A 13,633-nucleotide genomic window follows, 5' to 3' on the forward strand; every position below is an offset into this window, starting at 1 on the left:
CCGAAAGCCAAGGGGATATTATGACAAACCAGCCACAAAGAAAGCGATCTATGGAAAGCTTTCACAAGTTTACAAGGACAGCTCTGCCAATCGCGCTGAGTCTGGCGCTTGCCGCGTGTGGCGGCGGCAGTGATTCATCGCCGGCCAGCAGCGCGCGCACCATGGGCATGCTGAAGCAAGGCGGCGCGCTCTCGCAGGTCGCGCTGACGCCGGTCGGCGCCACCGCCAGTTCGTCCGAACGCGGCGACCTGAACGCGGCGGCCGCCATCGATGCCAACGACAACACCCGTTGGGGCAGCGGTTTCAGCGACAACGAATGGTTGACGCTGGACTTCGGCCAGTCGCAAACCATCAACCGCGTCAATATCAAGTGGGAAAACGCCCACGCCACCGAATACGAGTTGCAAGTCTCGGACGACAACAAGACCTGGACCGCGCTCAAGCACGTCACCGGCAGCGCCGGCGGCGTCGAGGATCTGACCGGCCTGAACGGCCAGGGCCGCTACCTGCGCATGCAGGGCATCAAGCGCTCGACCGGCTACGGCTACTCGATCTTCGAGATCGTCGCCTACACCGGCGGCGACGTGGCGACGCCGCCACCGGAAGATCCAACCCAACCGACCCAGCCGCAGCAGCCGGTCGACATCACCAAGCCGGGCGTGGCGATCAAGCCGGTCAAGGTGACCTCGTCGGCGGTGGAAGGCGGCAACACGGCCGACCTGACCATCGACGGCAAGCTCAACACCCGCTGGAGCAGCCTGGCCGACAACGGCGCCTGGATTCAGTTCGACTTCGGCGCCAAGACGCAGGTCGGCTACATGAAGCTGACCTGGGAAAACGCCTACGGCAAGCAGTACAACCTGCTGGTGTCGGATGACGGCCAGACCTGGACCCAGATCCGCGCGGTCAGCAACGGCCAGGGCGGCACCGAGGAATTCTTCAACCTCGGCGTCAACGCCCGCTACATCCAGCTGCAAGGCGTGCAGCGCGCCACCCAGTACGGCTACTCACTGTTCGAAGTCGAGTTCAAGACGCCGGGCAGCGACAACAGCCTGTCGACCAGCACCGTGACCTCGGCCCTGCCGTTCCCGGCCAGCGGTTCCGGCCTGACGCCGCTGCCGAGCTATGCGCAGCCGCTGGAGTCGACCTCGTTCACGCTGGCGGACGGCACCATCGTCACCCGCTGGGGCGCGCGCGGCGTCGGCCGTCACGGCCGCGAGCGCGGCGAGGACTGGAACGAAATCGGCTACGGCCCGAACGACACCGTCGACCCGGTCACCGGCGCGCCGGTCGACAAGGGACCGGGCGCTTACCTGATCTTCGTCGCCAACTACTTCAAGAACCGCACCTGGGGCCTGGAGATGATCGACAACAGCCGCGTGGCGGGCGTCACCAAGCCGACCCTGATCTTCAACGAGTACCACCAGACCCAGGGCCTGCGCGGCAACACCGTGTTCTTCCGCCGCTTCGACGATCCGGGCAGCACCGGCTATGGCTGGATGGTGGGCCGCGAGATCGTGCAGGACAACAACCAGCCGTGCGATCCGGTCGCCTACCCGGCCAACTTCAAGCTCAACAACGCCACCGGCATCAACAACGGTTGCACGCTGCTGATCAAGGAGTACCCGCGCCACGGCAACCTGAACTCCGCAGGTTTCCCTGACGGCACCACCGCCGACGCGCGTCCGCTGAAGGTTGGCGACGTGATCGAAGCCGGTCCGTCGATGTTCGCGGTCGAGGCCGCCATGAAGGCCAAGGGCGACAACGGCGGCTTCCGCTACTACGCCAACGAATGGACCTACGTGGTGGGCCAGGGCCTGCGTCCATGGTACGGCATCCAGCCGCGCCTGAACTCGACGCCGATTCCCGACCAGTACCTGCAGGGCGGCACCGGTTCGGTCTCGTACGACTACGCCGACAACGGCGACCACATGTTCCAGCAGCCGCAGAACAACATCGGCATGCAGAACATGCAGCGCTTTGTTGAAGGCCGCCGCCTGGTGCACACCAACTTCACCACCGGCATGCACAACGAGCCGGGCAACGACCGCTACGATCCGGCAGTGGGCTTGCAGGGCCAGCATTACGGCCAGTCCGCCTGTATCGGCTGCCACGTGAACAACGGCCGCAGCCCGGCGCCGATCGCCGCCAACCAGCGTCTGGACAACATGACCGTGCGCGTCGCGGTGACCGACGCCACCGGCAAGCAGGCGCCGCATCCGCAGTACGGCACCGCCGTGCAGATGAACGCGGTCGCGGCCAACGGCGCGGCGCAGAACTGGGGCATGGGTGTGCGCGTCGCCGGCTTCGAGTCGCGCATCGCCAAGCTGGTCGACGGCACCTCGGTCGAACTGCGCAAGCCGACCATCGCCTTCGAAGGTCCGACCCCGGACACCGTCTCGCTGCGCATGGCGCAGCCGATGCTGGGCGTCGGCCTGCTTGAAGCGATTCCGGAAGCGGACATCCTGGCCCGCGTGCGGACCACGGCGGACGACGACGGCGTCAAGGGCGTGGCCAACTACGTCTACGATCCGGAAACCGGCGCCGTGCGTCTGGGCCGCTTCGGCTGGAAGGCCGCCAAGGCCACGTTGCGTCATCAGGCCGCCGCCGCGCTGGTGCAGGATATGTCGGTGACCTCGTCGCTGTACCCGAACCGCAGCTGCCTGACCGATCCGGCCAACTGCAAGTCGGCGCCGGCGCAGAACGGCGTGAGCGAAGCCGAACTGACGCTGATCACCCAGTACCTGTCGCTGGTGGCGGTGCCGGCCCAGCGCGCACTGACCAGCGGTTTCCCGAAAGGCGTCTCGCCGCTGAAGGATCTGGATGTTGATCCGGCCAAGATCGCCAAGGGCGGCACGGTGTTCCAGGGCATGCGCTGCGCGGCCTGCCACACGGTGGACCAGAAGACCGGCGCCGGCAGCCTGTACGCCGAACTGCGTAACCAGAGCATCAAGCCGTACACCGACCTGCTGCTGCACGACATGGGCGACGGCCTGGCCGACAAGTTCGTCGAAGGCCAAGCCAAGGGCAATATGTGGCGTACCGCTCCGCTGTGGGGTATCGGCTACTCGGACACCGTCATGGGCACCGCCGGCAAGGCTGGCTACCTGCACGATGGCCGCGCACGCAACCTGACGGAAGCGATCATGTGGCACGGCGGCGAGGCGACCAAATCGCGTCAGCGCTTCGAGAACCTGACCGCGGCCGACCGCGACGCCCTGCTGGCGTTCCTCAAGTCGCTGTAAGCTAATCCTTAGTAGTTCTTTTCATGCCGGGCGCCGCAAGGTGCCCGGCATTTTTTTTCGCACAGTTGACACGATGTCACCAATTCACGATACTAGGCCTGCACTCCTTCCCTGCCGGCGGCGCCTTCCTCGTCTCCGCCGCCGGTAGGGCTTTCTCGTTTAATCCAGCGGCGTCAGCGAAACGTGGCGCAGTTCGTATGGTGTGCCTTCCAGCTGGAAGCCGATCTGCCCGGATGCCGGCGATACCTGCGTCACGCGGTTTTGCAGCACGCCGTTCAGCGTCACCTCCACCGTGCCATCGCGGCTGACGATGTCGCACTCGTTCCATTCCCCCACCGGTTTTTCGCTATCCGCAGCCGTATGCGCCTTGATGCGCGTTTCCGCGCCCGGCTTGCTGGTGAGCGGCTCGGCGAAGCTGCCCGCCGCCATCGGCAGCAGGTCGCCGGCGCTGCCGTTCTTGGTCTGCACCTGCAGGCTGACCGGCCACACGCGGTCGAACGTCCCCGGGCTGATGTGCAGCAGCACGCCGCCGTTGCCAGGCTTGCCGGTCCAGCGCCACTCCACGTGCAGCTTGTAGTTGCGGTAACTCTCGGTGGTGGCGAAGAAGCCGGCAGGCTTGCCGGCCGACGCGATCACGCCATCGGGCAGCATGTGGAAGGTATCGGCGATCGACGCCGCCGGCGTGGTTTGCAAGGTCCAGCCGCTGAAATCGCGGCCATTAAACAGATCAACCGCGCCCGCAGTCTGCGCGGACAAGGCTATGATTGCAGCACTCAACAACTTGCTCACTGTGTCTCCTCCATGAAAAAAATTCTTTTTATATTGCTGCTCGCCGCTGCGGGAATGACCAGCGCCGCCCCCACCGACATCCCGCTGTGGCCTGAAGGCGTGCCGGGCCAGCGTGACATCGGCCCGGAGAAAACCGGCGACGGCTACACCGCCAACGTCAGCGTGCCAACCCTGACCATGATCGGACCGGCGGTCGACCACCCCAGCGGCACCGCCATCATCATCTGCCCTGGCGGCGGCTACGTGCGCATGGCCACCGCCCGCGAAGGCGATCAGTATGCGACGTGGCTCAGCACCCTGGGCGTGACCAGCTTTATCCTGAAGTATCGCATGCAGGAGTTTGGACATCCAGCGCCTTTGCAGGACGTGCTGCGCGCCGTGCGCCTGCTGCGTTCCCGCGCCGCCGAATTCGGCATCCGCCCCGACCGCATCGGCGTCATGGGCAGCTCGGCCGGCGGCCACCTGGCGGCCAGCGCCGGTACACTGTTCGACAACCCGCTGGGCCGTACCGGCGCACCGCTGGACGCCGTCAGCGCCAGGCCGGACTTTCTGATGCTGATGTACCCGGTGATCACCATGCAGGCCCCGTCCGCGCACGCCGGCTCGCGCAAGGCGCTGCTGGGCAAGACGCCGTCGCCGGAAAACCTGACCCTGATGTCACTGGAAAAACAGGTCACCGCCGCCACCCCGCCAACACTGCTGATCCACACCCAGGCCGACGCCTCGGTCCCGGTCGAAAACAGCATCCTGTTCTATCAGGCGCTGACCAAAGCCCATGTCCCGGCCGAGATGTACCTGCTGGAGCATGGCGGCCATGGCATGGGCATGCGCGCGGGCCTGGGCACCTCGTCGCTGTGGCCGCGCCGCGCCGAGGAATGGCTGCGCGAGCGCGGCCTGCTGACACCTGTCCCGGTGCAATAAATGTCTGCCTTTAGAATCTGGCGACAAACCGGAAAACCGCGCTAGACTACGCCCATGGCCATCTACGACACCTTCAAAACCCGTTCCGCGCAGGCGCTCCCGAAACTGGCGCCGGCCGAAATCCGCCGCATCCAGCGCTTCGGCACCCTGATCTGCTTCCGCGACGGCGAATGCATGTTCGAAGCCGGACGCACCAGCTTCGGCATGTACGTGGTGCTGAAGGGCGCGATCCGCATCAGCCGTTACGATGGCCTGGGCAATAGCTCGGTCATCACGGAACACGGCGTGGGCGAATTCGCCGGCGAAATCAGCCAGCTGGCCGGCGCGCCGTCGCTGGTCAACGGCCACGCGGTGGACGACGTCGAAGTGCTGGCGCTGACCACCGAATCGCTGCGCGCCCTGCTGATCGCCGAAGCGGAACTGGGCGAACGCATCGTGCGCGCCTTCATCCTGCGCCGCGTCGAACAACTGGACAACAAGGACGGCGGCGTGGTGCTGGTCGCCACACCCGGCCACGCGCGCATGCATGCGCTGCAGGGCTGGTTGAACAGCAACGGCCTGCCGCACCGCGTGCTCGATCCGCGCAGCGATGCGCAGGCGCGCGCGCTGGTCGAGCGCTATCAGCCGCAAGCCGAGGACTGGCCGCTGGCCGTGTGCCCGGACGGCGGCGTCAAGAAAAACCCGAGCGTGGTCGATCTGGGCCGCTGCCTTGGCACCCTGCCGCCGCTGAATCCCGACGATATCTGGGACGTGATCGTCGTCGGCGCCGGCCCCGCAGGCCTGGCCACGGCGGTGTATGCGGCGTCCGAAGGCCTGTCGGTGCTGGTGCTGGAAACCCGCGCCTACGGCGGCCAGGCCGCCAACAGCGCGCGCATCGAGAACTATCTCGGCTTCCCCACCGGCATATCGGGCGGCGCCCTGGCCGGCCGCGCCTTCGTGCAGTCGCAGAAGTTCGGCGTCAAGATGGCGATCCCGGCGCCGGCCGGCCGCCTGCTGTGCGACACCTATCCGCTGCAGGTGGAGATGTGCGGCAGCCTCACGCACCTGCAGGGCCGCACCGTGGTCCTGTCCTGCGGCGCGCGCTATCGCCGCCCTTCGCTGGCCAATCTCAAGCAGTTCGAAAGCAAGGGTGTATACTACTGGGCCTCGCCGCTGGAGGCCGGGCTGTGCGCCAATGATGAAGTGATCCTGGTCGGCGGCGGCAATTCGGCGGGCCAGGCGGCCGTGTACCTGTCCGGCCATGCCGCCAAGGTGCATGTCCTGATCCGCAAGGACAGCCTGGCGTCGACCATGTCCAGCTACCTGATCGACCGCATCGCCGCCACGCCGAATATCGCGCTGCACACGGAATCGGAAATCGTTGCGCTGGAAGGCTGCGATGAGGAAGGCCTGGAAAAAGTCGTGGTGCGCAACCAGCGCAACCAGGAAGAAACCACCTACAACATCCGCCACGTGTTCCTGTTCATCGGCGCCGACCCGAACACCGGCTGGCTGAGCGACTGCGGTGTACAGGTGGACGACAAGGGCTTCATCCTGACCGGCTTCGACGTGCCCGGCGCGCCGGCCAGTGCACGCGCGGGGCTGGAAACCAGCGTGCCGGGCGTGTTCGCCATCGGCGACGTGCGTGCCAAATCGACCAAGCGCGTGGCCGCCGCCGTCGGCGAAGGCGCCGCCGTGGTGTCGCAGATCCACGGCTTCCTGGCCAGCCGCAGCCGCTAGATCAACTACACCCGCTAGACGATATTGATGCGCTGGTGCGGCTCCAGGTCGTGGAACACGTCCTCCTGGTGCAGCGGAATATAGAAGTGCAGCTTTTTGCCGCGATGGAAAACACCGCGCAGCTGGTTGCACACATTCCACACGCGCTCATACGAGTCGTGCACCTCGATCAGCGCCCACGGATTGTCCTCGATCCCCTGCCGCACCATGGTGACGTGCTTCACGTGAAAAAACTGCTTCAGTCCTTCCGCGACGCTTTCCTCGCAAGCGTCGCAGTGCAAGCCGGATAAGATGATTTGCATCTCGCGCTCCTCTCAAGCGATGATATTCAAGCCGCCATCGACATAGACCGTGCTGCCGGTCAGCCGTTTCGCAAATGGCGACGCCAGATAGGCGCAGGTGTTGCCGACATCGACGATGTCGACCAGCTCACCGAGCGGCGCCCGCGCCACGGCCTCACTGAGCAGATGATCGAAATCCTTCAGGCCCGAAGCGGCGCGCGTTTGCAGCGGTCCGGGCGAAATGGCGTGGACGCGGATGTCGCGCGGTCCCAGTTCGTAGGCCAGATAGCGGCAAGCCGCCTCCAGCGCCGCCTTCACCGGTCCCATGACGTTGTAGTTGGGGACCACCTTATCCGCGCCATGATAGCTCATGGCAAACAGGCTGCCCCCCTCCGACATCAAGGGAACCGCAAGTTTCGCCATCCGCACGAAGGAATGGCAGGACACGTCCATCGCCTGCAAAAAACCGTCCAGCGAACAATCGAGCAGGCCGCCCTGCAAATCCGCTTTCGGCGCGAAGGCGATCGAATGCACCACGATATCGAGCTTGCCCTGCTGCGCCAGCGTGGCGAACACCGCCTCCAGCTGGCCCGCCTGCGTCACGTCCAGCGGCAGCAGCTGCGCGTCGATCTGCCGCGCCAGCGGCGCCACATGCGGCAGCGCCTTCTCGTTCAGATAGGTGAGCACCACCTCGGCGCCCAGCTTGCGGAAGGCCAGCGCGCAGCCCCACGCGATCGACTGCTCGTTGGCCACGCCGACCACCAGCGCGCGCTTGCCGGTCAGGATGGGATAGACGGTTTCCGTGTTCATGCAGCCTCCACGACTTCCAGCGCGTGACGCGCGATCATCAGTTCCTCGTTGGCCGGCACCACCCACACGGCGACCTTGCTGTCCGCCTTGCTGATGCGGGCGATGCCGCGCGGGTTGGCGGCGTTGGCGTCCGCGTCCAGCTGCACGCCGAGCCACGCCGCGTCCTGGCAAACGGCGGCGCGCAGGGCCACGCTGTTCTCGCCGATCCCGCCGGAGAACACCAGCGCATCCAGTCCGCCCAGGGCCGCCGCCAGCGAACCCAGTTCGCGGCCGATACGGTACACCATCAGGTCGATGGCGGTTCTGGCGCGCGGATCGTCGCTCTGCTCCAGCGTGCGCATGTCGGACGAAATGCCGGACACGCCCAGCAGGCCGGATTGCTGGTACATCAGCTTCTGCACCGCCGCCACGTCCATGTCCAGTTCCTGCATCAGGTACAGCACCACGCCCGGATCGAGCGCGCCGCAGCGGGTGCCCATCGGCAGGCCGTCGACGGCGGTGAAGCCCATGGTGCTGGCCATGCTGCGGCCCGCATCCATGGCGCACATGCTGGCGCCATTGCCCAGGTGCGCCGCCACCACGCGCGCATGCGCCAGGCCCGGCTCGGCCTGCGGCAGCACGCTGGCGATGTATTCGTAGGAGAGGCCGTGGAAGCCGTAGCGGCGCACGCCCAGGTCGGTGATATGCGACGGCAGCGCGAACTCCTGCGCCTCGGCCGGCTGGCCGACGTGGAAGGCGGTGTCGAAGCAGCCGATCTGCGGCACATGCGGCGCCATCGCCAGCACCGAGCGCACCGGCGCCAGGTTGTGCGGCAAGTGCAGCGGCGCTAGCGGGATCAGTTTTTCCAGTTCGTCGAGCACCGCCGCGTTCAGCAACTGCGGCCGGCTGTGCTTCACGCCGCCGTGCACGATACGGTGGCCGACCGCCACCACCCGATGCCCGTCCAGGTGCGTCTGCGCGAAATCGATCAGGAAGCGCATGCCGCCTTCGTGGTCCAGCGGGCCGTCGCGCCAATGGCGTTCGCCGACCACGCTGTCGCCCGCATCCTGCGCGATGAAATGGGCCACGCCGCTGTACAGGTTTTCGATCTTGCCGCGCATGGTCAGGTCCAGCGCGGGACCGCTGTACATCGAGAATTTGATGCTGGACGAGCCAGCGTTGATGACAATCACGCTATCGTTGGCCAGCATGGCGTCAGCTCCCCAGGATACGCGCGCCGGACAGTTTGCTGTGCGCCACCAGCACAGCCACCGCACACGACGCCAGCCGTGCCTGCACAGTATCGGCCCGGCTGGTGAGAATCACCGGCACACGCGCGCCGAGCACGATGCCGGCCGCACTGGCGCCGGCCATGAAGGTCAGGCTCTTGGCCAGCATGTTGCCGGCTTCCAGGTCCGGCGCCAGCAGCACATTGGCCTGGCCGGCGACCGGCGACACCAGATGCTTGATGGCTGCCGCTTCCGGATCGATGGCGTTGTCCATCGCCAGCGGACCGTCGAGCAGCGCACCGGTGATCTGGCCGCGGTCGGCCATCTTGCACAGCGCGGCGGCGTCGATGGTGGACGGCATCTTGGAGCTGACCGTTTCCACGGCCGCCAGGATCGCCACCTTGACCGGGTTAAAGCGCAGTACATGGGCCAGGTCGATGGCGTTCTGCACGATGTCGACCTTGTCGGCCAGCGTGGGAACGATGTTGACGGCGGCGTCGGTGATGATCAGCGGCTCGGCGCGGTCCGGCACGTCCATCACGAAGCAGTGACTGAGGCGGCGCGCGGTGCGCAGGCCGGTGGCGGTGGCCACCACGGCGCCCATCAGTTCATCGGTATGCAGGCTGCCCTTCATCAGCGCGCTGGCCTGGCCTTCGTGCACCAGTTGCACCGCGCGCGCGGCGGAAGCGTGACTGTGTTCGGTATCGACAATCGGCAGCGCCGAGATGTCCAGCCGGGCTTCATCGGCCACCTCGCGGATGCGCGCGGCGGGGCCGACCAGGATCGGATTGATCAATCCCATGCGGGCGGCGTCCAGCGCGCCTTCCAGCGAATTGCGGTCACACGGGTGAGCGACAGCCACTGTCGCCGGCCCGGCATGACGCGCTGCGGCAATCAGTCTATCGTAGTGCGGGTGCGGTCTTTCCATGCCATCTCCTCTGTAAGGCTGCATGGAGATGATACAACAAGTGCAAATTAATCAAGTGGTTTTTGTGCGACGCCGCAAACCAAACCAGAGGCACAGCAGCACCGGCATGCCCAGCGCCACGGCGGACACATGGTCCCACACGCCGTCGCCGACCAGTGCTGAAATCAAGCCGATGATGGTCAGCAGCGCCAATGCGATCGGCGCGCCCCACATGCGCAGGAAAGGACGTTTCATCGCGCCTCTCCTTCGGTGGCCAGGGCCGGCATGCCCTGCTCCTCCTGTTTGGCCGCCGGAGCGGACGCCGCGCGCGCCGGCGCCGGCGCACCACGCTTCAGCCACAGATACAGGCCGCTACCCAGCACAAAGATGGTGATCACATCCAGCGCCGCCCACAGGAACTGCATCCATGCGCCGCCGTAGTCGCCGAAGTGCAGCGGCTGCGAAATCAGCAGGCCGGTCAGATACCACGGCAGGTTGCGGCGGTCGGTGATCTCGGTCGTTTGCGCATCGATCAGCACCGGCTTGTACAGGCGCGAGGTCAGCGCCTCGTCGCCGCGCATGAAGATGCCGTAGTGGTGAGGACTGGTGAACGGCGTGCCGGGGAAGGCGACAAAGCCGATCTTCATGCCTGGCTCCGCGGCCACCGCGTGCTCCAGCGATGTCTGCATCGAACCCAGTTGCGTCGGCGGCGGCAGGCCTTTGTAGGGCGCGATCATTTCCGCCATCTCGGTCGCCTGCCAGTATTTCAGCAGCAGGTCGGCCCAGGTGTTGATCATGCCGGTCGCGCCCACCACCAGCGCCCAGGTCAGCGTGACGATGCCCAGCATATTGTGCAGGTCCAGCCACTTGACGCGCGGGCCGCGCTCGCGCCGCACTTCGCCGAATTCCAGCTTGCGCATGAACGGCGCGTACAGCACCACGCCGGAAATGATGGCGATCACCAGCAGCAGGCCCATGAAACCGAGGAACAGCTTGCCCCACAGGCCGGCGTACAGGTCCACGTGCAGGTGGAACATCACGCCGAGGAAGGAGCCTTCGAAACTGGGTTCGCCCAGCACTTTGGCGGTGCGCGCATCGACCGCGATCGACTTGAACTTCTCGTCGGTCGGATTGTCGCCCATGGTCAGGAACCAGATGCTCGGGTCGTCCGCCTCCTGCGACAGATACATCGCGACCTTGCCCGGATACAGCGCCTTGCCGGCGGCGATCACGTCGTCCAGGCTGGCCTTGGGCGTGTTGGCGGCCATGGCCGGCGCCTCGATGGCGTTGCCCAGCGCGTGGTCGATTTCGTGGTGATAGATCAGCGGCAGGCCGGTCAGGCAAAGCAGCAGCATGAACACGGTGCAGACCAGGCTGCTCCATTTGTGTATCCATGCCCAGCGGCGGACGGCGATCGGTGTCATCTTGTCATTCCAGGTTGCTCTTCCAAACCGCAATGATAATGCAAACTAATCTCATTTAGGAGCAAAAAATCCCGGCAAGGTTTATAATTGAGAATCAATCTCATTTACTTATAAAAAACGCCATGCAAACCCTGAATCTGAAATTGTCCCCATTCGCCCTTGCCGCCATGCTGCTGGTCGCCGCGACCGCGCACGCGCAGACGCAAACCGACGCCGCCACTGCCGCCGCCACCGGCGGTGATGAAAAAGTGCCGTCGGTCGTGATCAGCGCTTCGGCTGACGCATCGGCGGCCGGCCTGACGAAGAATTTCGCCGGCGGCCAGATCGCACGCGGCGGCCGCGTCGGCCTGCTGGGCAATGTCGACATGATGGACACGCCGTTCAACTCGCTGAACTACACCTCCGCCCTGATCCAGGACCAGCAGGCGCGCAGCGTCGCGGACGTGCTGCAGAACGATCCATCGGTGCGTGTGGCGCGCGGCTTCGGCAATTTCCAGGAACTGTATGTGATCCGCGGCTTCGCGGTCAGCTCGGACGACCTGGCCTACAACGGCTTGTACGGCGTGCTGCCGCGCCAGTTCGTCGCTTCCGAACTGCTGGAGCGCGTGGAAGTCTTCCGTGGCGCGAACTCCTTCCTGAACGGCGCCGCGCCGGGCGGCGGCGGCATCGGCGGTTCGATCAACCTGCTGCCTAAACGTGCCGGCAACGCGCCGCTGACCGAAGTGACGGTCGGCGTCGAAACCGGCGGCCAGGGCTATGCCGCCGCCGACATCGGCCGCCGCTTCGGCCCCGAGGACCGCGCCGGCATCCGCGTCAACGTTGCCCGCCGCGACGGCGATACCGGCGTCGATAAAGAACACCGCGAACTGAACGTCGCCTCGGTCGGCCTGGACTACCAGGGCCGTGGCTTCCGCCTGTCGGCCGACCTGGGCTACCAGGACAACAAGCTGACCGCCCCACGTCCAGCCGTCACCGTCGCCGGCGGCATTGCACTGCCTACCGCGCCGGATAGCGGCAGCAACTGGGCGCAGAACTGGACCCACTCGAATGAACGCGACACCTTCGGCACCGTGCGTGGCGAATGGGACCTGGGCACCGACTCGGTGGCCTGGGCCGCCTTCGGCGCGCGCAGCGGCGACGAGAACAACAGCCTGTCCGAACCGACCGTGACCGCCACCAACGGCACCGCCAACGCCTACCGCTTCGACAACACCCGCCACGACAACGTGCGCACCGGTGAAATCGGCGTGCGCACCAAGCTGCGCACCGGCAGCATTGGCCACAGCATCAGCGCCAGCGCGTCGAGCTACTGGCTGGAATCGAAGAACGCCTACGCCTTCAGCACCTTCGGCGGCATCGCCACCAATATCTACACGCCGATCGACGTCAGCGCGCCGGCCGCCACCTTCTTCACCGGCGGCGTGTTGAGCAATCCGGGCCTGACCGCCAAGACCATCTTCAGCAGCTATGCGCTGGCCGATACGCTGTCGATGCTGGACGATAAAGTGCTGCTGACCATCGGCGCCCGTGACCAGACCATCAAGACCGACGGCTACGACTACAACACCGGCATCAGCAACGCGCACTACAACGAGAGCAAGGTCACGCCGATGGCCGCCATCGTCTACCGTCCGGTGAAAGCCGTGTCGCTGTACGCCAACTATGTCGAAGGCCTGCAGCAGGGTCCGTCCGCTTCCGGCGCCAACATCGACAACCCGACCGCGATCTTCGCGCCCTATGTCTCGAAGCAGAAGGAAGTGGGCGTGAAGTACGAAGTCGGCACGCTGGGCGCGACCGCCGCGCTGTTCCGCACCAACCAGCCTTCCGCATACGTGGAGAACGGCCACTTCGGCGTGTTCGGCGAGCAGCGCAACCAGGGTCTGGAAATGACCGTGTACGGCATGCCGATGCGCGGCCTGCGCCTGCTCGGCGGCCTGACCCTGCTGGACGCGACGCAGCGCACCACGCAGGACGGCAAAAACCAGGGCAAGGACGTGATCGGCGTGCCGGGCACGCAGCTGAACATCGGCGCCGACTGGGATGTGCCGGGCGTGCATGGCCTGAGCGTGAATGCGCGCACGGTCTACACCTCGTCGCAATACGCTGACGGCGCCAACACCCAGGAGCTGCCGTCGTGGACCCGCCTCGATCTGGGCGCCAGCTACGCCACCCATATCCTGGACCGCAACGTCACCTTCCGTGCGCGCGTGGACAATGTCACCGACAAGAGCTACTGGGCTTCGGCCGGCGGCTACCCAGGTTCGGGCTACCTGATCCTGGGCGCGCCGCGCACCGTATCAATCTCGGCGACGGTCGGCTTCTAAATTCC

The 13,633-nt window shown here is 65.8% G+C and carries 11 protein-coding genes; 4 read left to right on the forward strand and 7 right to left on the reverse strand.

Annotated elements, in window-relative coordinates; translation table 11 throughout:
• Positions 1 to 50: 50 nt before the first annotated feature.
• Complete coding sequence (locus GJ695_RS01525) at positions 51 to 3,245, forward strand: di-heme oxidoredictase family protein (protein ID WP_154361844.1); 3,195 nt, start codon at positions 51 to 53, stop codon at positions 3,243 to 3,245.
• Positions 3,246 to 3,404: 159 nt separating this feature from the next.
• Here GJ695_RS01525 and GJ695_RS01530 read toward each other — a convergent pair whose 3' ends face one another.
• Positions 3,405 to 4,001 carry a 3-keto-disaccharide hydrolase gene (locus GJ695_RS01530; RefSeq protein ID WP_166454988.1) on the reverse strand — a complete coding sequence of 199 codons (597 nt, stop codon included), beginning with the start codon at positions 3,999 to 4,001 and terminating at the stop codon, positions 3,405 to 3,407.
• Between the two features lie 45 nt (positions 4,002 to 4,046).
• Here GJ695_RS01530 and GJ695_RS01535 point away from each other — a divergent pair, with 45 nt between their 5' ends.
• Complete coding sequence (locus GJ695_RS01535; protein WP_154361846.1) at positions 4,047 to 4,955, forward strand: alpha/beta hydrolase; 909 nt, start codon at positions 4,047 to 4,049, stop codon at positions 4,953 to 4,955.
• A gap of 54 nt (positions 4,956 to 5,009) precedes the next feature.
• Entirely contained in the window at positions 5,010 to 6,674 is a 1,665-nt protein-coding gene (locus tag GJ695_RS01540; protein WP_154361847.1) for an FAD-dependent oxidoreductase, read from the forward strand.
• Positions 6,675 to 6,688: 14 nt separating this feature from the next.
• On the opposite strand, the gene GJ695_RS01545 is transcribed toward GJ695_RS01540, so the two are convergent.
• From GJ695_RS01545 to GJ695_RS01570, 6 genes are read right to left on the reverse strand one after another with little or no spacing between them, the layout of a single operon-like run.
• Positions 6,689 to 6,976, reverse strand: coding sequence for an RNA-binding protein (locus GJ695_RS01545; RefSeq protein ID WP_154355850.1), 288 nt, complete (start codon positions 6,974 to 6,976; stop codon positions 6,689 to 6,691).
• A 12-nt stretch (positions 6,977 to 6,988) separates the two neighbouring features.
• Positions 6,989 to 7,765: an enoyl-ACP reductase FabI gene (gene fabI, locus GJ695_RS01550; RefSeq protein ID WP_154361848.1), complete on the reverse strand. Its 777-nt coding sequence runs from the start codon at positions 7,763 to 7,765 to the stop codon at positions 6,989 to 6,991.
• Positions 7,762 to 8,955 (reverse strand): acetate/propionate family kinase, encoded by a 1,194-nt coding sequence (locus tag GJ695_RS01555; RefSeq protein ID WP_154361849.1) that lies wholly within the window; start codon positions 8,953 to 8,955, stop codon positions 7,762 to 7,764. Before GJ695_RS01555 ends, fabI begins: the two co-directional genes overlap by 4 nt.
• 4 nt (positions 8,956 to 8,959) lie before the next feature.
• Complete coding sequence (locus tag GJ695_RS01560; RefSeq protein ID WP_154361850.1) at positions 8,960 to 9,901, reverse strand: phosphate acetyltransferase; 942 nt, start codon at positions 9,899 to 9,901, stop codon at positions 8,960 to 8,962.
• Between the two features lie 51 nt (positions 9,902 to 9,952).
• A complete protein-coding gene (locus tag GJ695_RS01565; RefSeq protein ID WP_154361851.1) occupies positions 9,953 to 10,135 on the reverse strand; it encodes a hypothetical protein in 183 nt (60 codons plus the stop codon).
• Positions 10,132 to 11,304 (reverse strand): PepSY-associated TM helix domain-containing protein, encoded by a 1,173-nt coding sequence (locus tag GJ695_RS01570; protein ID WP_154361852.1) that lies wholly within the window; start codon positions 11,302 to 11,304, stop codon positions 10,132 to 10,134. Before GJ695_RS01570 ends, GJ695_RS01565 begins: the two co-directional genes overlap by 4 nt.
• A gap of 122 nt (positions 11,305 to 11,426) precedes the next feature.
• Between GJ695_RS01570 and GJ695_RS01575 the strand changes: the two genes are divergently transcribed.
• Positions 11,427 to 13,628, forward strand: coding sequence for a TonB-dependent receptor (locus GJ695_RS01575; protein WP_154361853.1), 2,202 nt, complete (start codon positions 11,427 to 11,429; stop codon positions 13,626 to 13,628).
• Positions 13,629 to 13,633: the final 5 nt, after the last annotated feature.

Origin of the sequence: Duganella alba, assembly GCF_009674495.1 — a bacterium.
In the GTDB taxonomy this organism is placed as follows: Bacteria; Pseudomonadota; Gammaproteobacteria; order Burkholderiales; family Burkholderiaceae_D; genus Rugamonas; species Rugamonas alba.

Bases quoted from the DNA above. Each gene is read 5' to 3' on its own strand.
- GJ695_RS01570 (WP_154361852.1), bottom strand. From the start codon at position 11,304: ATGACACCGATCGCCGTCCGCCGCTGGGCATGGATACACAAATGGAGC.
- fabI (WP_154361848.1), bottom strand. From the start codon at position 7,765: ATGAACACGGAAACCGTCTATCCCATCCTGACCGGCAAGCGCGCGCTG.
- GJ695_RS01525 (WP_154361844.1), top strand. From the start codon at position 51: ATGGAAAGCTTTCACAAGTTTACAAGGACAGCTCTGCCAATCGCGCTG.
- GJ695_RS01540 (WP_154361847.1), top strand. From the start codon at position 5,010: ATGGCCATCTACGACACCTTCAAAACCCGTTCCGCGCAGGCGCTCCCG.
- GJ695_RS01575 (WP_154361853.1), top strand. From the start codon at position 11,427: ATGCAAACCCTGAATCTGAAATTGTCCCCATTCGCCCTTGCCGCCATG.
- GJ695_RS01545 (WP_154355850.1), bottom strand. From the start codon at position 6,976: ATGCAAATCATCTTATCCGGCTTGCACTGCGACGCTTGCGAGGAAAGC.
- GJ695_RS01535 (WP_154361846.1), top strand. From the start codon at position 4,047: ATGAAAAAAATTCTTTTTATATTGCTGCTCGCCGCTGCGGGAATGACC.
- GJ695_RS01560 (WP_154361850.1), bottom strand. From the start codon at position 9,901: ATGGAAAGACCGCACCCGCACTACGATAGACTGATTGCCGCAGCGCGT.
- GJ695_RS01555 (WP_154361849.1), bottom strand. From the start codon at position 8,955: ATGCTGGCCAACGATAGCGTGATTGTCATCAACGCTGGCTCGTCCAGC.
- GJ695_RS01565 (WP_154361851.1), bottom strand. From the start codon at position 10,135: ATGAAACGTCCTTTCCTGCGCATGTGGGGCGCGCCGATCGCATTGGCG.